The organism is Streptomyces sp. 135 (assembly GCF_020026305.1).
Classification (GTDB): Bacteria; Actinomycetota; Actinomycetes; order Streptomycetales; family Streptomycetaceae; genus Streptomyces.
In genome coordinates this window covers 5,700,529-5,719,674 of the sequence record NZ_CP075691.1, presented here as the reverse complement: position 1 = coordinate 5,719,674, position 19,146 = coordinate 5,700,529, and the positions used below count along the sequence as shown (strand labels likewise).

Genomic DNA, 19,146 nt, shown 5'->3' with positions numbered 1-19,146 from the left:
GTTACCGCCGTGTCGCCAGAGTCCCCCAGTAACTCGAGCATCTCGACCGACCAAGACGCGCAGGGCAAGGACCCTGCCGCTGCCTTCGGTCCCAATGAGTGGCTCGTCGACGAGATCTATCAGCAGTACCTCCAGGACCCGAATTCGGTCGACCGAGCCTGGTGGGACTTCTTCGCCGACTACAAGCCAGGGGTGGGCGCTTCCGTAGCCGCCGCCCCGGCGCAGCCGGCGGTGACGCGGCCGCGGGGCCGCGGCCACCAGTGCTCCCGCCACTCCGGCCGCGCCTGCCGCACCGGCTCCCGCCGCCAAGCCCGCCGCACCGGCGGCCCCGGCCGCCGAGAAGCCCGCCGCCCCGCGGCGAAGCCCGCGGCCGCCGCTCCGGCCCCGCCGCCAAGCCCGCCGCCGCGAAGCCCGCCGCCAAGGCGGAGCCCGCGAAGGCGGAGCCCGCGACGGAGGCCCCGGCCGGCCCCGAGTACGTGACGCTGCGCGGCCCCGCCGCCGCGGTCGCGAAGAACATGAACGCCTCGATCGAGGTCCCGACGGCGACGTCGGTCCGCGCGGTCCCGGTGAAGCTGCTCTTCGACAACCGCATCGTCATCAACAACCACCTCAAGCGCGCCCGCGGCGGGAAGATCTCCTTCACGCACCTCATCGGGTACGCCATGGTGCAGGCCATCAAGGCCATGCCGTCGATGAACTACTCCTTCCAGGAGAAGGACGGCAAGCCGACCCTGGTCAAGCCGGAGCACATCAACTTCGGCCTCGCCATCGACCTGGTGAAGCCCAACGGCGACCGCCAGCTCGTGGTCGCGGGCATCAAGAAGGCCGAGACCCTGAACTTCTTCGAGTTCTGGCAGGCCTACGAGGACATCGTCCGCCGCGCCCGCGACGGCAAGCTCGGCATGGACGACTTCACCGGCGTGACGGTCTCCCTGACCAACCCCGGTGGCCTCGGCACCGTCCACTCGGTCCCGCGTCTGATGCCCGGCCAGTCGGTCATCATGGGCGTCGGCTCCATGGACTACCCCGCGGAGTTCCAGGGCACCTCCCAGGACACCCTGAACAAGCTCGGCATCTCGAAGGTCATGACGCTCACGTCGACCTACGACCACCGGGTCATCCAGGGCGCCGCCTCCGGCGAGTTCCTGCGGATCGTCGCGAACCTCCTCCTCGGCGAGAACGGCTTCTACGATGAGATCTTCGAGGCGCTGCGGATCCCCTACGAGCCGGTCCGCTGGCTCAAGGACATCGACGCCTCGCACGACGACGACGTCACGAAGGCCGCCCGCGTCTTCGAGCTGATCCACTCCTACCGGGTGCGCGGCCACGTCATGGCCGACACGGACCCGCTGGAGTACAAGCAGCGCAAGCACCCCGACCTGGACATCACCGAGCACGGCCTCACCCTGTGGGACCTGGAGCGGGAGTTCGCGGTCGGCGGCTTCGCCGGCAAGTCGATGATGAAGCTGCGCGACGTCCTCGGCGTGCTGCGCGACTCGTACTGCCGCACCACCGGCGTCGAGTTCATGCACATCCAGGACCCCAAGCAGCGCAAGTGGCTCCAGGACCGCATCGAGCGCCAGCACGCCACCAAGCCGGAGCGCGAGGAGCAGCTGCGCATCCTGCGCCGGCTGAACGCCGCCGAGGCGTTCGAGACGTTCCTCCAGACCAAGTACGTCGGTCAGAAGCGCTTCTCCCTCGAGGGCGGCGAGTCGGTCATCCCGCTGCTCGACGCGGTCATCGACTCCGCGGCCGAGTCGCGCCTGGACGAGGTCGTCATCGGCATGGCCCACCGCGGCCGCCTGAACGTCCTCGCCAACATCGTCGGCAAGTCGTACGCGCAGATCTTCCGCGAGTTCGAGGGCAACCTCGACCCGAAGTCGATGCACGGCTCCGGCGACGTGAAGTACCACCTGGGCGCCGAGGGCACCTTCACCGGCCTGGACGGCGAGCAGATCAAGGTCTCGCTGGCCGCCAACCCCTCCCACCTGGAGGCGGTCGACCCGGTCCTGGAAGGCATCGTCCGCGCCAAGCAGGACATCATCAACAAGGGCGGCACGGACTTCACGGTCCTGCCCGTCGCGCTCCACGGCGACGCGGCCTTCGCGGGCCAGGGCGTGGTGGCCGAGACCCTGAACATGTCGCAGCTGCGCGGCTACCGCACGGGCGGCACGGTCCACGTCGTCATCAACAACCAGGTCGGCTTCACCGCCGCCCCGGAGTCGTCCCGCTCGTCGATGTACTCGACGGACGTGGCGCGCATGATCGAGGCGCCGATCTTCCACGTGAACGGCGACGACCCGGAGGCCGTGGTCCGCGTGGCCCGCCTGGCCTTCGAGTTCCGTCAGGCGTTCAACAAGGACGTCGTGATCGACCTCATCTGCTACCGCCGCCGCGGGCACAACGAGACGGACAACCCGGCGTTCACCCAGCCGCTGATGTACGACCTGATCGACAAGAAGCGCTCGGTGCGCAAGCTCTACACCGAGTCCCTCATCGGTCGCGGCGACATCACCCTGGAAGAGGCCGAGCAGGCGCTCCAGGACTACCAGGGCCAGCTGGAGAAGGTCTTCACCGAGGTCCGCGAGGCCACCTCGCAGCCCTCGCCGATGGAGGTCACGGGCCCGGAGGCCGAGTTCCCCGTGGCGGTGAACACCGCGATCTCCCAGGAGGTCGTCAAGCGCATCGCCGAGTCCCAGGTCAACATCCCCGACCGCATCACCGTGCACCCGCGCCTGCTGCCGCAGCTCCAGCGCCGCGCGGCCATGGTCGAGGACGGCATGATCGACTGGGGCATGGGCGAGACCCTCGCCATCGGCTCGCTGCTCATGGAGGGCACCCCGGTGCGCCTCGCGGGCCAGGACTCGCGCCGCGGCACGTTCGGCCAGCGCCACGCGGTTCTCATCGACCGCGAGACGGGGGACGACTACACGCCGCTGCTGTACCTCTCCGAGGACCAGGCGCGCTTCAACGCCTACGACTCGCTCCTGTCGGAGTACGCGGCGATGGGCTTCGAGTACGGCTACTCGCTGGCCCGTCCCGAGTCCCTCGTGATGTGGGAGGCCCAGTTCGGTGACTTCGTCAACGGCGCGCAGACCGTCGTCGACGAGTTCATCTCCTCGGCCGAGCAGAAGTGGGGCCAGACCTCCGGCGTCACCCTGCTCCTGCCGCACGGCTACGAGGGCCAGGGCCCGGACCACTCGTCCGCCCGCCCGGAGCGCTTCCTCCAGCTGTGCGCGCAGAACAACATGACGGTCGCCATGCCGACCCTGCCGTCGAACTACTTCCACCTCCTGCGGTGGCAGGTGCACAACCCGCACCACAAGCCGCTGGTGGTCTTCACCCCGAAGTGGATGCTGCGCCTGAAGGCCGCCGCGTCCAAGACGGAGGAGTTCACCTCGGGCAGCTTCCGCCCCGTCATCGGCGACGCGTCCGTGCAGGCGGAGGCGGTCCGCAAGGTCGTCTTCTGCGCGGGCAAGCTCTACTACGAGCTGGACGCCGAGCGGCAGAAGCGCGGCATCACGGACACGGCGATCATCCGCATCGAGCGCCTGTACCCGCTGCCGGGTGCGGAGCTCCAGGAGGAGATCTCCAAGTACCCGAACGCCGAGAAGTACCTGTGGGCACAGGAGGAGCCGGCGAACCAGGGCGCGTGGCCCTTCATCGCCCTCAACCTCATCGACCACCTGGACCTGGCGGTCGGCGCCGACATCCCGCACGGCGAGCGGCTGCGGCGCATCTCGCGCCCGCACGGCTCGTCCCCGGCGGTCGGCTCGAAGAAGCGCCACGAGCAGGAGCAGGCACAGCTCCTGAACGAGGTCTTCGAGGCCTAGGCCTCAGCGGTCGTACGAAGGTGGGCCCGGCCCAGAGTGCTTGTCGCTCGGGGCCGGGCCCACCGGCGTATGCGAGCGTCTCAGATGGGCTGGGGCTCGAAGTCCCAGTACAGGCGGCCGCGTTCGGAGGCCTCCGGCGGCTCGGCACGGTCCAGGGCGAGGCCCGTCCTGAGGTCGCGGGTCAGGCCGTGCGAGTCGCCCAGCGTGCGGGCGGAGCGCTCCGCCGCGTCCTGGCCGAGCTGCGCGGCGGCCTCGGTGTCGCCGGTGAGGGCGAGCGTCGCGGCGGCGTTCAGGGCGCACCCCAGCGTCCAGGGGTGGTCCGGGCCCACCGCCCGTGCCATCTGGCCGCGGGCCCGCAGGGTCACGGCGAGCGCCGCCCTCAGCTCGCCCGCGTCCCGCAGCAGCATGCCGACGTTGGCCCGCGCCCCTATGGCGTACGGATGGCTGTCGCCCAGCTGTGCCTCGTACAGCGAGGCGGTGGTCTCGGCCAGCGTGCGGGCCTCGTCGGGGCGGTCGAGCTGGCGCAGGAGCATGGCGTAGTCGCAGGAGACCATGAGCGCGTCGGGGTCCTGGGTGCCCCGTCGGCGCAGCAGCTTCTCGCGGACCTTGCGCATCATGGCCAGGGCGAACTGGAGGTCGCCCGTCCGGCGGGCGCACAGGGCGAGGTTGTGCTCGGCGTGCAGGGTCTGGCTGTGGTTGCGGTCCAGGACCTGGCTGTGCAGCCGGGAGTTGTGGCCCTGGATGTCCATGGCCTCGGTGTAGTTGCCGAGGAGCCGCAGCATCCAGGCGGTGCGCAGCGCGGAGTACAGGGTCAGCGGGTTCTTGCCGCCGAGGAGTTCGACGCGGGCCTCCAGGATCCTGCGGTGCAGGGCGAGGGCGTCGGTGTAGCGGCCCTGGAGGCCGAGGGAGACGGCGAGGTTGCTGCGGATCGTCAGGGTGCGCGGTACGTTCTCGCCGCCCAGCTCCGCCGCCGCCCGGTCGGCGGCGGCTTCGAAGAGCCCGCGCGCCTCCTCGTACCGCCCGAGGGCCATGAGCGTGCCGCCGAGGCCGTCCCTGGCGCGGATCACCTCGATGGGGCGGGTGTCCTCCTCGGCCGTGAGCCGGTCCAGGGTCTCGCGGCCGACGGCCTCCGCCTCGGCGTAACGGCCGAGGCGGCGCAGCATGTTGGCCTGCTGGTGGACCGCGACGAGCACCGAGCGGTGCGTGGCGCCCGAGGTGGCGCGCCAGTGCTCGACGGCCTGCCGGCTGAGCCACCAGCCGTCGCGGTACTCGCCGCGCATACGGAGGTAGTCGATGCAGTTGAGGACGAGGTCGCGGACGTCGTCGTCCTCGGACTCCAGCGCGCCCGACGGCCCGAGGTGCGGGATGAGCTCGGCGTAGCGTGCCCAGTTCGCGGGGGACGCGGGGTCGCGCGGGTCGGCGGTGACGAGGACCTTGCGGGCCGCCTCGGAGTAGCGCTCGCGGTCCTTGGGGGACTGGATGCCGACGACGTACCGGTGGAAGAGGCGGTGCATGCGCAGGGTGCTGACGCGCTGGATGTCCATGCGCCCCGGTTCGTACTCGACGCGCATCGAGGTGATCTCGGAGAGTCTGCGCAGCGCGGTGTTCCAGCTGCTCGGCTCGGAGACCAGCTCGGCGAGCGGGCGCGGCAGGTCTCCGTGGCGCGAGGTCTGCAGGAGCCGGACCGGCACGACGTCCGGGGAGAAGCAGGCGAGGAGGTTCAGGAGCTGCCAGGCGGGGGCGGCGCCGTCGCGCAGGGTGTTGAGGGTCTTGGCCCAGGCGACCTGGAAGGACTCGGGGTAGTCGCGGGACTCCACGATGCCGAACCGGTCGGGCTTGCCGCCCCGGATGTCCTTGATGTAGCCCGGCACGTCGGCGGTGGGCGTGACGTCGAGCCAGGCCGCCATCTGGTCGAGGAGCAGCGGCATGTCCTCGACGGCCTCGGCGAGCCCGTCCGCCTCGTTCTCGGTGAGCCGGGCCGCCCTGCGGCCGACGAAGGCGACGCTCTCGCTGCGCCGGAAGGGCGGTACGAGGACGGCTTCCTCGGTGTGGGCCGCCCACTCCGCGCGCAGGGTGGTGATCAGGACGTGGCCGCGTCCCTCGGGCAGGAGGTCGAGCACCTTCTCGGGGGCGTCCGCGCCGTCCAGGACGAGCAGCCAGGGGCGTGCGGTGCCGGCCAGTTCGCGCCGTACGGCGTCGATGACGGGTTCGAGCTGTCCGGAGGCCTCGATGCCGAGCTGTGGCGCGAGGGCGGCGAACTGCTCGCGCGCGGTCACCCGGCTGCCCGCGGTGACCCACCACACGATGTCGTAGTCGCCCGCGAACCGGTGGACGTATTCGAGGGCGAGCTGGGTCTTGCCGATGCCGCCGGGGCCGTGCAGGGCGACGGAGCAGCCCCCGGGGCCCGCCGCCGCGAAGGTGTCGTGGACCTTCTCCAGGAGGCCGGTGCGGCCGGTGAAGCGGCGGTTGCGGCGCTGCGCGTTCCACACCTCGGGCAGGTCGTCGGGGAAGCGGGGGCCGCGGGCGAGGGCGACGAGGGCGGCCGGGGCGGCGATGCCCGCGCACTCCAGGACGCGGGAGCGGGCGGCCTCGGGACGCAGTCCGCGCAGTTCGACGGGGGCCAGGGCTATGACGGCCTCGGGCAGCGGCTGCGCGGTGATGCTGACGGCGGCGATGCGGTCGCGGTGGGCGGGCAGCACCTCGCGCAGGGCCGCGGCCCAGGCCTCGAAGCGGTCGGCGCCGAGCCTCTCGTACCAGTCGTCGATGAGGAGCAGGATGCGGCCGGGGGCTTCGAGGAGGCCGGTGACGGCGTCGGCGGCGGGCGGGCGCAGCAGCGGGTTCCAGCGGACCAGGGTGGTGGCGCGTCCCGCGGCGCGGATCTGGTGCTCGATCCACTTGGCCCAGGACTCGCTCTGGCCGGCGAAGACCACGGTGACGTGCGGCCGGTCACCCCCGGGTTGTCCGGTCATGCGCGGCCTCCTTCTCCGGTGACGCCGGCGGGTCCCGCCACGGCGAAACGGTCACGTGTGTGCACAGGGAATCCAATTGTGCGTCAAAGGGGCGTCAGAATAGACGACTTGGGGCATCGGAAGCGGCCGCTGCGGTGGAAAGGCGGTCGGCTATGTGCCGAATCAGCCGTTCCAGGTCGGCGCAGTAGACGCTGGGGTGCAGGAAGCCGCTCCCTGGGGCGTAGCGGTGGACGTAGTTGCCGCCGCCGCAGACACGCACCACGGGGCAGGCGCGGCACTCCTCGGAGCGGCCCTCCAGGCCCAGCTGGCGGGCGGCGACGCCGGGGTGGCGCAGGGCTTCGTCGAAGCCGTGCCGGAAGACGTCGAGGCCGGTGGCGGGGGCTCCCGCGTACGCCGACTTCAACGAGTCGACCTGCTCGATCGCGCCGTCCGTGTCGACGACGACCGCGGCGAGCGGTGAGAGCCCGACGGCCTCGGCGGTGCTGGGCAGGCCGAGCAGGAGCGCGGCGATCTCCCGGAAGAGGCGGACGCGGGTGCGCAGCCGTCCGGCATCCCACCAGGCGTCGAAGAGCGTGGCGAGCCAGTCGCCGTACGGGGTGGGGCGCGGCCGGTGCCTGCCCGGGCGCTCCTCGGCCGCGACGCCGGGCGGCGGGGCGGCCCAATTGCCGTGCGGCAGCAGGAAGTCGACGCCCGGCGGGCCGAGGCCGAGCAGCGACTCGTACACGTCGACGGGGTCGGCGGCGAGGTCGATGGTGCAGAGGATCCCGGCGTACGTCCGGGGGCGCGCGGCGAGCAGTCGCGCCGCGTGGCGTGCGGCGGGCCAGGCCGGGCGGCCCGCGTGGTCGGTGCGGCGGGCGTTGTGGGCGGCGCGGCCGCCGTCGAGGCTGAGGCCGACACGGATCCCGGCGGCGGCGACGCGGTCGAGGGCGGCGCGGGTGAGCAGGGTGCCGTTGGTCTGGACGGTGGCGGTGACCTCGCAGCCCGCGGGCACGGCGTCCCGTATCTCACGGGCGTACGCGATGACGGCGTCGGGACCGGTCAACAGCGGTTCCCCGCCGTGCAGTTCGACGCGTATGGCGGTCAGCCGGTGCCGGGTGACGTGTTCGGCGACGCGAGCCGCTGCGCGGCGCATGACGGTGGCGTCGGCGCGGGCCGGGCGCTCGCGCCAACTGGCGTCCGGGGAGCGGTAGACGTAGCAGTACGAGCAGTCGAGGTTGCAGCGGCCGTGGACCTTCAGGACGAACTGGCGGAAGGGGACGGGCCGGTGGGCGGCCGGGTCCAGGGTGGCGTGCGGCCAGGCGGGGTGGCTCATGGCGCGTCCTCGTACCGGGCGACGACCGGGCCGTCGGCGGCTGCCGCCGCCGCGCCCTCGACGAGGTCGGCGACCAGGGCGGCGTACACGGGGTGGCCGGAGCGGTCCGCGTGGGGCGCGAGGGCGGCGAGGGGCGGCAGCTCGGGCAGGGGTATGCCGCTCGCGGCGGCGGGGGCGCTCACGCCTCGCCCGGGCGGGACTCTAGGCGGGCGATGGCGGCGCGCAGCTCCTCGGCGCGGACGGCGACCGCGGGGGGCGGGGATTCCGGGAGGTGCGGCTCGGCCTTGCGGTACTCCAGGAGCGCCAGCTCGGGCTCCTCCAGCTGCTCCAGCGTCTCGCCGCGCGAGTGGTGGGCCTCGGCGGCGAGGTCGGCGTACCCCGCCTCGGCGGCGGTCTCGGCTGCGCGGCGGTAGTACTCGTCGGCACGGCGCAGCTGCGCGAGGGCGTCGGTGCGCTCGGCGAGCCGGGTCGCCACGTCGCCGCGCCGCAGCCAGCTGTACGCGGCGAGGTCCGGGGCGGCGAGGGAGCGGGTCACGGCGCCGAGCAGCCAGTCCGCCTCGTAGAGGTCGGCGAGGACCTCCTGCACCTCGAAACGGGCGAGGTAGGCGGTCGCCAGGTGCATGCGCCGCCCGTCGAACTCCGGGTCCGCCGTCGGGGTCGCCTCGACCGCCTCGCGCATATGGCGCACGGCGGCGTCGGTGTCGGCCGCCGAGTGCGTGTCGACGCCGCGCTGCGCGAGGGCGGCGCCCAGGCGGTGCAGCAGGAGCGCCCTGGCCGGATCGTCCCTCGGGGCCAGGGGGAGCGCCATCTCCCAGCGCTCGACCGCCAGGTGGCGGTACTCGTCGCGGCCCGAGCTGACATACCGCGCCCAGTGCACGTCCGCGCCGCGCGCGTGGCACTCCAGGATCAGGGCGTGGTCGCCGTCGGCCGCCGCGAGCGCCTCGTCCACGGCGGAGAGGATGAGCCGCTGCCCGCCCTCGTCCGGGTCGTCGGCGCGGGCCAGTTGCAGGGCGTCGGCCAGGTCGAGCCAGGCGCGGGTCCGCTCGGCCGCGTCGAAGCCGTCGCGCGCCAGGGCCTCGCGGAAGTCGTCGCAGGCGTCGACGGCGACGCCGCTGGCGTCCGGCACGGACCGGCCCGCGAGGTCGTCCCTGGGGATCTCGCCGCGCCCGGTGTAGTGCCGCGCCAGCCGCTTGCGCAGCCGTCCGCGCTGGAGGTACCCGGCGGCCTGCTCCGGGCCGAGGGTGAGGACGCCGGTGGTGCTGATGGCGCGGCGCATGAAGTCGACGTAGACGTCCTGGGGGCGGGGCTCCGCGGCGGAGCGGTCCCGTCCCGCGTCCGCGCCCCGGCCGGCGTCCCGCGAGCCGTGCTCCCCCGCGTCGGCGCGGGCCCTGCCGAGCGTGCTGCCGTGGAAGGCGGCGTCCGCGAGGTCGAGGCGGCCCGCGCGGGGGCCGGGGCTCTCCGGTGGGGCGTAGCCGCCGGGGCCGGTGATGCTCACGCCCCTCAGGTGGGCCTCCGTGACGGAGCCGTCCGTCTTTCCGCCCTCCCCGCCCTCCGTGCCCCGCGCGTCGTACAGCGCCGCGTACACGGCGTCCGCGTACCGCCTCTCGGTCTCCGCGTCCAACGGCGTGCGCCCGGCGTCCGGTCGGGCACGCGCGTGCTCCTCCAGGAGCTGCGCGATGACGGCGCGGGCGTACTGCCGCTCGTCCTCGTCCGACATCGGGGTGACGCCGAGGCCCCGGTCGATGCGGCGCTGCTCGACGACGCGGTGAGCGGCCTCGTCCGTGAGCTGCCGCACCAGTTTCACGGAGAGCGCGTCCGGGCCGCTTCGCGCGTACGCGGCCGGGGAACCGCCGCGCGACCCGCGCTGCGCGCCGCTCCGGCTCCGGGTCCGCGTGCCCGTCCCCGCCACCTCGACTCCCGCCGCCACCAGCCGCGCCGCCACCACCGCGAGGCGGTCGAGCACGCCCGCGAGGGCCCGCTGCGCCGGCCAGCCCGGATGGGCGGCGTCGTCGCCCACGTGGGCCCTGACCGACGAGAGCACGTCCGTCACGTTGTTCAACAGGAGGTACTCCGCCCAGAACCCCGCCAGGTGGCCCTGTCCGCCCAGGCGCTCCGCGTGCTCCCGCACCGCGTCCGGCAGCGCGGCCGACGCCGGGCCGGAGCGCTCCACCTCCTCGGCGACCGCGATGAGCGTCCCGCCGAGCAGCAGCCGTGCCCGCGCCGACCGGTCCCCGACCCCGGCGGCGACCCGCAGCGCCTCGTGCAGATCCGCCACGCCGTGCCGCGCGCCCCAGCGCAGGAACAGCGTCTCGCCGAGGTCGGTCAGCACCCCGTCGAGGAGAGCGCCGCCGCACCGCGCGGCCGCCGTCTCCAGCAGCTCCACCGCGTAGTCCAGTTCCCGTGCCCGGCGCTCCCGCCCGTACCGCTCGCGGGCTTCCGCGGCGGCCTCCCGCAGCGCCTCGGGGTCGTTCCTGTCGGGCTCGCGCCCCTGCGCGCGCGTACTCGGCAGGAAGCGCCGCAGGACCTCTCCGGAGACCTCGGCGAAGGCGCGCAGCCCGGGGTGGTCGGCGCCGGTCCCCGCGCCCGGCGGGCCCGCGGGCTCCCCGGTGTCGCCGAGCAGGGCCACGGCGGTGGCGGGGAAGTTGTGCACGCTGCGCCCGAACCGCCGCTCCAGATAGTCCGAGCAGTGCTTCTGCAACAGCAGCGCGTCGTCACGCTCCAGATGGCCGAGCAGCTCCTCCTCCACGCCCTCCAGGAACTCGTAGCCCAGCACCTCGGGGTCCTCGTCGCGCTCGCGGCGCTTGAGAAGTCCGCCGAGCAGCACCTCCGCGAGGACCTCGGGCCCGCTGCCCGCCAGCATGGCGCGCTGCACGAGCTGCATCACGGGCAGGATCGTCGGCACCGCCGAGAGGTACACGGCGAGCTGCCAGGCCGCGGGCGACGCCGTGCGCCGGAACGCCCGCACCCGCTCCCGGCCGCCGACCTCCTGACGGGCCCGCACCGGCGCCCCGGACGGCCCGTGCCCGGCCTCCGCGTGGCCCGCGGCCGCCTCCAGGCACTGCCCGGTGGCGCCGGACACCAGCTTGGCCCAGCCCTCCACGGAGGACCTCCGCAGCGCGAGCACCGGCACGGGGATGCCCCGCCGCCGCGGCCCGCCCCCGCTCGCGGGCTCGAACTCCAGGCGTCCGGCGGGGCCCTCCCGGCGGTGCAGGTGACCTCGCCGCGCGGGTAAGTGCGTACGCCGCCACATGCGCTGCGGCAGGGGCTGCACCACGGCGACCGGCGCGAGCGAGCCCCAGCGGTACAGCAGCCGCTGCATCCGGCCGCTGCGCCACATCGGGCCCGCGCAGTCGCTCAGGACGAGGGCCAGCCTGCTGCCGGTGGGGTCGCTGAGGCGCTCGGGGTCCTGGAGGGCGGCGCCGGGGCGGGCCGTCGCCGCGTATCCGGGGCGGCCGTCCTCGCCCTCGTGCAGGAACTGCACCTGCACCTCGCGGAAGGCACCCGCCCGCTCGCACACGTGCCGCAGCTCGCCGAGCGCCTGCTCCCACACGACCGTGGACGTGGAGAGGTCCATGACGAGCAGGAGTCGGGCCTCGCGCCGCCGGGCGTGCCGCAGGACGGGGACCACGAGCCCGGTGTCGGCGGCCCGCTCCGCGGTGGCCTGTTCGTCGAGGTCGCGCGGTACGGGGCGCACGGGCGGCCGGTAGCGCTGCAAGGGCCGCAGGGCGCGCTGGAGGGCCAGCGGGTCGGGCAGGACGGCGGCGGTCGGGACCTGCACGGGGACGCCGTCGCGCCGCTCACCGTCACCGCCCTCCCTGGTACGACCAGCCGGGCGCGGGGCACGGCCGGGCGCCGCCCTCGGCGCGGGGCGGGCGGGTGTGCGGTGGGGCAGCCCGGCGTCGTCGTGCGCGCCGCCGCCGGGCCGTACGGGCGGCGGCGGGTCGACGGCGGATCCCTCTTCGGCGCCGCCGCCCGCGGTGACCTGCCGGGCGAGCCACAAGGAGTCGGCCAGTTCCTGGACCGTGGGGTCGAGTTCCGCGTCCCGCAGGCGCGCGACGAGCGCCGCGAGCGCTTCGCTCACGGCGTCGGCACGGTGCGGGGCGGAGGTCATGCCGTCACCGCGGCCCTCGGTCGAGTGGGCGCATCAGCAGTCCGGCGATCTCCTCGCGCCGCTCCGGCTGCTGCCGCGCGGCGTGCTGGGCGAGGAAGATGGCGTTCAGGAGCTGGTCGGTGGGGCGCAGCGCGCCGTCCGACTCGGCGTCCGTGAACTGGTCGACGAGGTCGAGGTTGGTGTCGTAGGAACCGGCCCCGAAGTGCGCGAGGACCATCGCGGCGAGGCGCTGGTCGCGCGGCGGTTCGAGGTCGAGGGGGACGCAGCGGCGCAGCAGCGGGCCGGGGAACTCGCGCTCGCGGTTGCTGGTCAAAACAACGACGGGGAAGGCGCGGCAGCGCACCCGGCCCCGGGTGACCGGCACGCGACGGCCGTCGTCGGTGAGGACGTGCACGGTCTCCTGCCCGGGCCGGTCGGCGATCCGCTCCAGCTCGGGGATGCCGAACTCGCCCTCCTCCAGGACGTTCAGGAGGTCGTTGGGCAGGTCTATGTCGCTCTTGTCGAGCTCGTCGATGAGCAGGACGCGCGGCCGGTCGGAGGCGATGAGCGCGGTGCCGAGCGGCCCGAGCCGCAGATAGCGCCCGATGTCCTCGGCTTGGTCGCGGCCGAGCTGGTTGTCCTGGAGCCGGCCGATCGCGTCGTAGGTGTAGAGGCCGTCCTTGAGCTCGCTGCGGCTGACGATCGCCCACTGGAGGACCCGGCCGAGGCCCAGTTCGTACGCGAGGGAGTGCGCGAGGGTGCTCTTGCCGGAGCCCGGCTCGCCGGTGACGAGGAGGGGGCGCCGCAAGTACAGGGCGGCGTTGATGAGTTCGAGCGCCTCGGAGCCCTGCACGGACATCGGGACGTTGCTGTCACCGAGGCGGCGGCGGGTCGCCGAGTCGATGTCCGGGACCTCGTACGCCACCGGCGTGGCGTCGAACGCTCGCCAGGGCGGCGGGTCCGGCAGCCGCCCGATCCTGTCCGGATCCGGACCACCGACGCCCTCGTAGATGAACCATCCGCTCACTGCGTACTCCTCGTCGACGGTCGGTGGCTTCGGTGGCTGACCACGTCCTGGCCGACGGGGGCGGTACGCGCCCACAACGGGCCCTTGGGAATGTACCCACGCACGGGGCGCTCAAGAGCGGGTTTCGGCCAGGGAGTTGGCGGTGCGCCGCTGTCGGCGGCTGTCCGCGGGCTGTCGGCGGCTGCCCACGGGCCGTCGGCGGGTGCGCCCGGGCCGTCGACAGGTGTGCGCGGGGGCGGGGCGGGTGGCGACGTGGCGCTGTCGGCGCCCCCGCGCGCGTGCCGCGCCCTCACGGCGAGTCCGCCGGCATCGTGTCCTCGGGCGGCAGCGGCCTGCGCGGGTCGTCGTACAGGAGGGCGAGCGGTTCCGCCCAGCGCCGGTCGCTCCGGCCGCTGCTGATGTCCTGCCGTATGTGCCGCAGTACGTCCGGGAGTTCGGCCACCGAGCCCACCGCGCCGAGCAGTCGCTCCACGCCCGCGTGCAGGTCCTCGCAGGACTCCTGGCAGCCGCGCGTGGCGTGTCCCTCGATGTGCCAGAGCATGACGCCGTGGCCGCTGCCGAGGGCGAGCCGCATGGCGTCGCGGCCCGCGCCGCGTCCGGCGGGGCGGCACATCACCGGGATCACGGTGTGCGGCAGCTTCTGGAAGTGCCGGGCCTGCGGCCTGCTGTCCCGCTCGGGGACCCGGGCGGGCGCCAGCTCGCGCGCCGCGGCGATCGCCTTCCAGCGCTCGTGCCAGTCGGGGTTGTCCGGATCCGCGCGGCGCGCGAGGTCGCGCAGGACGACGCGCCGCTGGGTGCCGAGGTGCTCGGCGGCGTACAGCTTCGCCATGTCGTCGAACTGCCAGCGGTGCACCTGGGTGTCGAAGTGCTCGGCGGGCAGGGCGAATTCCAGCGGCACCGGGGCGCCCTCGCCGTCCAGCCGGTGCAGGGTGCGGCCGAGCGGGGCACGCAGCGCCTGGACGAGCTCGGCGGGCAGGAAGCCCTCTCCGGAGTAGTCCTCCGCGGCCATCTCCGTGTCGCCGTGCTCGAACTCGCCCTCCTGACCGCTGTGGTTGACCCAGATCTGCCAGTGGAAGCGGGCGGGCGTCACGCTGATCACCGGGTCGAGCAGCACGGTCACCGTCGGCCCCTCGCCGGGCCCCGGATAGGGCACGGCCACGCGGTCCGGGCCGCCGGGCTCGGGGCGCAGCTCGTCGGGCAGCCGGGCGTCGGTGATCAGGGCGTGCAGATGCGTGCGGTCGTCCTCGCCGAGCCGCTCGGCGATCCAGGCCTCCAGCCGCTCGGCGTCGCCGCCGCGGCTGCGTACGTACGCGGCGACCAGCCGCAGGTAGTGCAGGAACGTCAGCGCGTCCTCGGGCAGGGCCCCGTCGTAGAGCAGCCCATGGCCGTCGCGCCAGGTCAGCAGCGCGGGCGCGGCACCGGCCGGCCTGCGGCCCCGGACCTTGCGGACGATCTTCGCCACGGAGGGCGCGGCGCCCGGGTCGGGCAGCCGGGCGAGGAGGGCGAGGGCGGTGCGGCGGTCCTTGGGGGTCCACAGCTCGGGGCCGGCATGGCGGCCGGCGCCGAGCAGCCGCTGCTGTTCGTCGATCCAGTTGTCGCCGGTGATGACGCGCGGGGCCGTGCCGTGCCAGCGGTCGTGGGCGGCCGTCACCTCGCGGTAGGCGGCGCCGAACCGCCGCAGCGCGAGCGTCGCGACGGCCATGCCGCCGTCCCGGTCCCTGCGGCGCGACTTGATCAGGCCGACCACGGCGCCGGTGCGCGGATCGAGCAGCGGGCCGCCGGAGACGCCCTTGGGGAAGGCGATGTCGGGCTTGAAGCGCAGCCCGGCGCCGTCGTCGCGGACGTTGATCTCCGCGTCGGCACTCCAGGGCTTGGCCCCCGCACTCGCCTCGTTCTCGTCCGGCCGGTAGCCGTACGCCACGACGGCACCGAAGGGGCGTACGGCGCGGTCGGCGAGCCACACGCACTCGTGCTCGTGGTCGGCGGGGTCGCCGAGGAGCCGGACCAGCGCGAGGTCCTCGTCGGGCGGCACCAGGGACCGCTCGTGGTCGCTGAGCAGCCAGTGCGCGAGGCGGGCTTCGACGGGGATGCCGTCGTTGAGGTCGGCGCCGCGCACCGCGAACGGCCGCTCGCGGTCCCTGACGAGGTGCGGCCGCAGCACGTGGGCGCAGGTCAGCACCCACCCGGGCGCGACGAAGAACCCGCTGCCCCACATCGGCGCCTCGCCGGCGCCGTCGTGGTCGGCCGCCAGGAGGTGCACGGTGGCGGCCTGCGCGAGGGCGTCGAGCCGGGGGGCGGGCTCAGGCATGCGGGGCCGGATCCGCGGCGGGGCGGGCGCCGGGGGCTCCGTCGGTGCGGGCGGCGGACCGCGTGCCGTCGGGTTCGCTGTCCGGCCGGCCCTGGGCGTCGCGCCTGTCCAGCTGCCAGGTGAGCGTGACCTGCACGGATGCCTTGGCCTCGCCGTCGGCCAGGACGGCGATGACCTTGCCGGGCTTGGCGCTGAGCTCCACCCCGAAGGTGACGCTGGCCTCGTCGGGCCGCGCGGCGGCCGCGGCGTCCAGCACGGAGCTGCCGACCCCGCGGATCAGCTCACCGAGCTCCTCGACCTTGGCGACGGCGGTGTCGAGGACGCCGACGTCCTCGTCGTCCGCACCGTGTCCGCCGACCGTGCCGATCCTGGCGTACACGGTCTGCCCGCCGGGCAGCTCGATCCGCTGCACATGCCCCGCCACAGCCCATCCCCCCGCTCTTCCAAGCCCTGCCAAGCTCTGCCAACTGCCGCTTCGAACACGCTGTTTGATCTGCGACGAGGCTAATGGCCTGCACGGTTGCGGGGCGACCCCCGTTTGCCGCCGCATGCCGTACGAATCCGGCCAGACCGGCGCCCCCCGTCCACCGCCTACGATTGAGACGGAAGAAACCGTCCGCATCAGGAGCATGAGTTGTACTTCACCGACCGTGGCATCGAGGAGCTGGAGAAGCGGCGCGGCGAGGAGGAGGTCACCTTCGAGTGGCTCGCCGAGCAGCTCCGCACCTTCGTCGACCTCAACCCCGACTTCGAGGTCCCGGTCGAGCGCCTGGCGACCTGGCTGGCACGGCTGGACGACGAGGACGAGGACGAGTAGCCCCTCCCTCCCTGCCCCTCCTACCCGGCCACGAGGGCGGGTGCCAGCTCCCGCCACTGCGGCAGGGGCAGCGCCGCCGGGTCCTCGGTCAGTACCTGAACGCAGACGTGATCGGCGCCCGCGTCGAGGTGGGCCCGCACGCGCGCGTGGAGCGCGTCGACGTCTCCGTAGGCGACGATCGCGTCGACGAGGCGGCGGCTGGGCCGCCCGCCCGCGACGTCCTCTTCGCCGAATCCCATGCGCCGTACGTTCGCCGCCTGGTGGGGAGCGCTCGCGATGTAGCCCGCCACGTGCCGCGCGGCCACCTCGCGCGCCCGGTCGACGTCCGTGTCCAGGACGACGGCCTGTTCGACACCCAGGAAGGCGTCCGGCCCCATGGTCCTTCGCGCGAGCGCCGTGTGCTCGACGGGCACGAAGTACGGGAGGGCGCCCCAGGTGCGTTCGGCGGCCAGCGCCAGCATCTTGGGGCCGAGCGCCGCGAGGACGCGGCGCGGGGCGGGGTCGGGGACGGGGCCGTGCGCGGGGGCCGCGTCCATGGAGTCCAGGTAGCGGCGCATCGTCGCGAGCGCCTTCCCGCGCGCGGGAACGGGGTAGCCGTCGACCTCCACGACGGTGTCGTCGACCCGGTGGCCGCCCAGGCCGAGCAGATAGCGCCCCGGAAAGGCCTCGCCGAGCGTGCGCTCCGCCGCTGCCATGGCCAGCGGTTCCCGGCAGGCGATGTTGGCGATGCCCGAGGCGACGACGATGCGCCGTGTCGCGGACAGCAGCAACCAGGCCTGCCCCACGGTGTCCCGCCCGAAGGCCTCCCCGTACCAGAGGGCGCCGTACCGCAGTTCCTCGATCTCCGCGGCGGCCTCCCGGACCCGTCCCGCGGGGTGCCCCTCGAAGGCGAAGGTCCACACCCCGACCTGTCCGAGTCCGCCCCGCACCGTAGCGCTGCTCACGTGCCCTCCCCTTGCCGTGCCTGCTTCCGGAGAGGTTCCGGTTCCGGAGACCCTCTCCACTTAACACCGGAAGAATATGGAGAACCTCTCCGCTTGGCTAGCCCCCAGCCGCGCGGTAAGCGACGATGACCCGATGAGGAAACCCCAGGAACGGCGCGCACAGGGGCCCGCGCGCCCCGAGGCAGGGCTGGGGGCGCGCGTCGCCGCCACGGCGTCGCCGGAGTCTTCCGGACCTCCGGACCCCGGGCGCGACCGCTCCCGCGCGGACCGGCCTCCCGCCGGCAGCCGCGCGCGGACGCACGGCGCAACCGCGAGCGGATCGTCGCGGCGGCACGCGAGGCGTTCGCCGAGTCCGGCCCCGAGGCGTCCCTCAACGAGATCGCCCGCCGCGCGGGAGTCGGCCCGGGCACGCTCTACCGCCACTTCCCCGCCCGCTCCGCGCTTCTGACCGCGGTGCTCCAGGACCGCATCGACACCCTGTGTGGACGCGCGGAGGAGCTGCTCGCGGCCGACTCCCCGGACGAGGCGCTGGCCGAGTGGCTGCGCGCGCTGCTCGCCCACGCGCGCGTGAACCAGGGTCTGGGCGGCGCCCTTCTGATCGAGGAGCTGGAACGGCAGGACGCCGCCCTTGGCTTCGACTGCCACCAGCGGATCCAGGAAACGGCACACGGCCTCCTGGTGCGGGCCCAGCACTCGGGCACGGCCCGCTCCGACCTCACGGCCCCCGACCTGGTCCAGCTGGTGGTGGGCATCGCGCTCTCGACGGCCCACACGACGGCGGACCCGACCCAGCCGGACCGCCTCCTGACACTCGTCCTCGACGCCGTACGCGGCCACCGCTGAGCCACCGACCCGACACCGCCACCGGCGTCGCCCCGACCAGACACCCACAAGACAGCCGACCACCGGAAGCCGTGCGCCCGCCGAATCGACCACCAGAAACACGGCGCCCGCCTAGCCGACCACCTGAACCACCCGCACCCCCCTCCGCCCCCGCAAGCGCCGTCAGCCCCGCTCCCTCATCCGGTCATACGCGAGCCCCAGCACCCCCTGCACCAGCAACACCCCCGCCGCCACGGCCCAGCCCCCACTGCGCCGCCGCACCGCCCACACCGCGAGCGGCAGACCGGCGGCCACCTGCGCCGCGGCCAGCGCCCGCGCCTTGGGGCCGCGCACCCAGGGGCCGAGCGGTCCGCTCTCGACCACGTCGAACTCCGCCCGCACCGCGTCACGCCAGCCGGACCACTCGATCCTGCGCAGGCCCCGCTGGACCCGCGCGACCTCCCGCAGCCGGTCGGCCGGTTCGCCGGGGCCGAGGCCGGGCGGGAGGGTAAGGCCCGTCCGGGTGAGGACGGCGAGCAGCCCTAGCATCCTGGCGCGCGCGTCGGCCTCCGTGTCGGGCCGGGTCAGCGCCTCCAGGGACTGCATGTCCAGGACGGGATCGAGGCCGAGCCGCGCCGCGAACGTCCGCATCGCCTCGTCCTCACCCACGGGCGTGCCGTTCGCCAGCCATTCGTAGCCGACGGTGCGCCGGAAGCCCGCCGCGAGGGTGTAGCCGGAGCGGTCGGTGTCCCACCACAAGGCCAGCACGGGCCGGCCGGAGCCGACCGCGAGCGCGGTGGCCCAGCCGGTGAGCACCCGGTCGACCGGCTCCTCTCCGTGCAGCCACGGCTTGCCCTCGGGCACGAGTACGCTCCAGCCGCCGCCGGCCGGCGCGAGCAGCATCCGCTCGCGGAGCAGATGGGCGGCGGGCTCCACGATGTCCGGCTCGGCCTGGCTGAGCAGCAGTGCGCCGACGCCCGTGGCGTGGTCGGGGGCTTCTGACGACATGCCCCCACGCTAGGAC

Annotated in this window: 11 protein-coding genes and 1 pseudogene; 3 read left to right on the top strand and 9 right to left on the bottom strand. The window is 74.2% G+C overall.

The window, feature by feature from the left end:
- The first annotated feature begins 9 nt into the window (after positions 1 to 9).
- Positions 10 to 3,833, top strand: a pseudogene (locus KKZ08_RS26000) (multifunctional oxoglutarate decarboxylase/oxoglutarate dehydrogenase thiamine pyrophosphate-binding subunit/dihydrolipoyllysine-residue succinyltransferase subunit).
- Between the two features lie 80 nt (positions 3,834 to 3,913).
- Here KKZ08_RS26000 and fxsT read toward each other — a convergent pair.
- The 7 genes from fxsT to KKZ08_RS25965 all read right to left on the bottom strand — a co-directional run bounded on the left by fxsT (position 3,914) and on the right by KKZ08_RS25965 (position 15,963).
- Positions 3,914 to 6,802 carry an FxSxx-COOH system tetratricopeptide repeat protein gene (gene fxsT, locus KKZ08_RS25995; RefSeq protein ID WP_223776727.1) on the bottom strand — a complete coding sequence of 963 codons (2,889 nt, stop codon included), beginning with the start codon at positions 6,800 to 6,802 and terminating at the stop codon, positions 3,914 to 3,916.
- A gap of 94 nt (positions 6,803 to 6,896) precedes the next feature.
- Entirely contained in the window at positions 6,897 to 8,114 is a 1,218-nt protein-coding gene (locus KKZ08_RS25990; RefSeq protein WP_223776726.1) for an FxsB family cyclophane-forming radical SAM/SPASM peptide maturase, read from the bottom strand.
- On the bottom strand, positions 8,111 to 8,296 hold the full coding sequence (locus KKZ08_RS25985; RefSeq protein ID WP_223776725.1) for a hypothetical protein: 186 nt from the start codon (positions 8,294 to 8,296) through the stop codon (positions 8,111 to 8,113). The genes KKZ08_RS25990 and KKZ08_RS25985 overlap by 4 nt, the downstream gene beginning before the upstream one ends.
- Positions 8,293 to 12,225 carry an SAV_2336 N-terminal domain-related protein gene (locus KKZ08_RS25980; RefSeq protein ID WP_223776724.1) on the bottom strand — a complete coding sequence of 1,311 codons (3,933 nt, stop codon included), beginning with the start codon at positions 12,223 to 12,225 and terminating at the stop codon, positions 8,293 to 8,295. Before KKZ08_RS25980 ends, KKZ08_RS25985 begins: the two co-directional genes overlap by 4 nt.
- A 4-nt stretch (positions 12,226 to 12,229) precedes the next feature.
- Positions 12,230 to 13,231, bottom strand: coding sequence for a MoxR family ATPase (locus tag KKZ08_RS25975; RefSeq protein WP_223776723.1), 1,002 nt, complete (start codon positions 13,229 to 13,231; stop codon positions 12,230 to 12,232).
- A gap of 289 nt (positions 13,232 to 13,520) precedes the next feature.
- Entirely contained in the window at positions 13,521 to 15,539 is a 2,019-nt protein-coding gene (locus tag KKZ08_RS25970; protein WP_223776722.1) for a trypsin-like peptidase domain-containing protein, read from the bottom strand.
- Entirely contained in the window at positions 15,532 to 15,963 is a 432-nt protein-coding gene (locus KKZ08_RS25965) for a CU044_2847 family protein (RefSeq protein ID WP_223776721.1), read from the bottom strand. Before KKZ08_RS25965 ends, KKZ08_RS25970 begins: the two co-directional genes overlap by 8 nt.
- A 210-nt stretch (positions 15,964 to 16,173) precedes the next feature.
- On the opposite strand from KKZ08_RS25965, the gene KKZ08_RS25960 reads away from it, so the two are divergent.
- Positions 16,174 to 16,356: a DUF6104 family protein gene (locus KKZ08_RS25960; RefSeq protein ID WP_003961784.1), complete on the top strand. Its 183-nt coding sequence runs from the start codon at positions 16,174 to 16,176 to the stop codon at positions 16,354 to 16,356.
- 20 nt (positions 16,357 to 16,376) lie between these two features.
- Here the strand turns inward: KKZ08_RS25960 and KKZ08_RS25955 are convergent, their stop codons facing one another.
- Positions 16,377 to 17,300, bottom strand: coding sequence for a TIGR03620 family F420-dependent LLM class oxidoreductase (locus KKZ08_RS25955; protein WP_223776720.1), 924 nt, complete (start codon positions 17,298 to 17,300; stop codon positions 16,377 to 16,379).
- A gap of 318 nt (positions 17,301 to 17,618) precedes the next feature.
- On the opposite strand from KKZ08_RS25955, the gene KKZ08_RS25950 reads away from it, so the two are divergent.
- Positions 17,619 to 18,143: a TetR/AcrR family transcriptional regulator gene (locus KKZ08_RS25950; protein WP_223779195.1), complete on the top strand. Its 525-nt coding sequence runs from the start codon at positions 17,619 to 17,621 to the stop codon at positions 18,141 to 18,143.
- A gap of 162 nt (positions 18,144 to 18,305) precedes the next feature.
- Here KKZ08_RS25950 and KKZ08_RS25945 read toward each other — a convergent pair whose 3' ends face one another.
- Positions 18,306 to 19,130 (bottom strand): hypothetical protein, encoded by an 825-nt coding sequence (locus KKZ08_RS25945; protein WP_223776719.1) that lies wholly within the window; start codon positions 19,128 to 19,130, stop codon positions 18,306 to 18,308.
- Between the last annotated feature and the right edge of the window lie 16 nt (positions 19,131 to 19,146).

Excerpts from the sequence above, each read along its gene's own strand:
- KKZ08_RS25990 (WP_223776726.1), bottom strand. The coding sequence starts at position 8,114 with ATGAGCCACCCCGCCTGGCCGCACGCCACCCTGGACCCGGCCGCCCAC.
- KKZ08_RS25945 (WP_223776719.1), bottom strand. The coding sequence starts at position 19,130 with ATGTCGTCAGAAGCCCCCGACCACGCCACGGGCGTCGGCGCACTGCTG.
- fxsT (WP_223776727.1), bottom strand. The coding sequence starts at position 6,802 with ATGACCGGACAACCCGGGGGTGACCGGCCGCACGTCACCGTGGTCTTC.
- KKZ08_RS25980 (WP_223776724.1), bottom strand. The coding sequence starts at position 12,225 with ATGACCTCCGCCCCGCACCGTGCCGACGCCGTGAGCGAAGCGCTCGCG.
- KKZ08_RS25970 (WP_223776722.1), bottom strand. The coding sequence starts at position 15,539 with ATGCCTGAGCCCGCCCCCCGGCTCGACGCCCTCGCGCAGGCCGCCACC.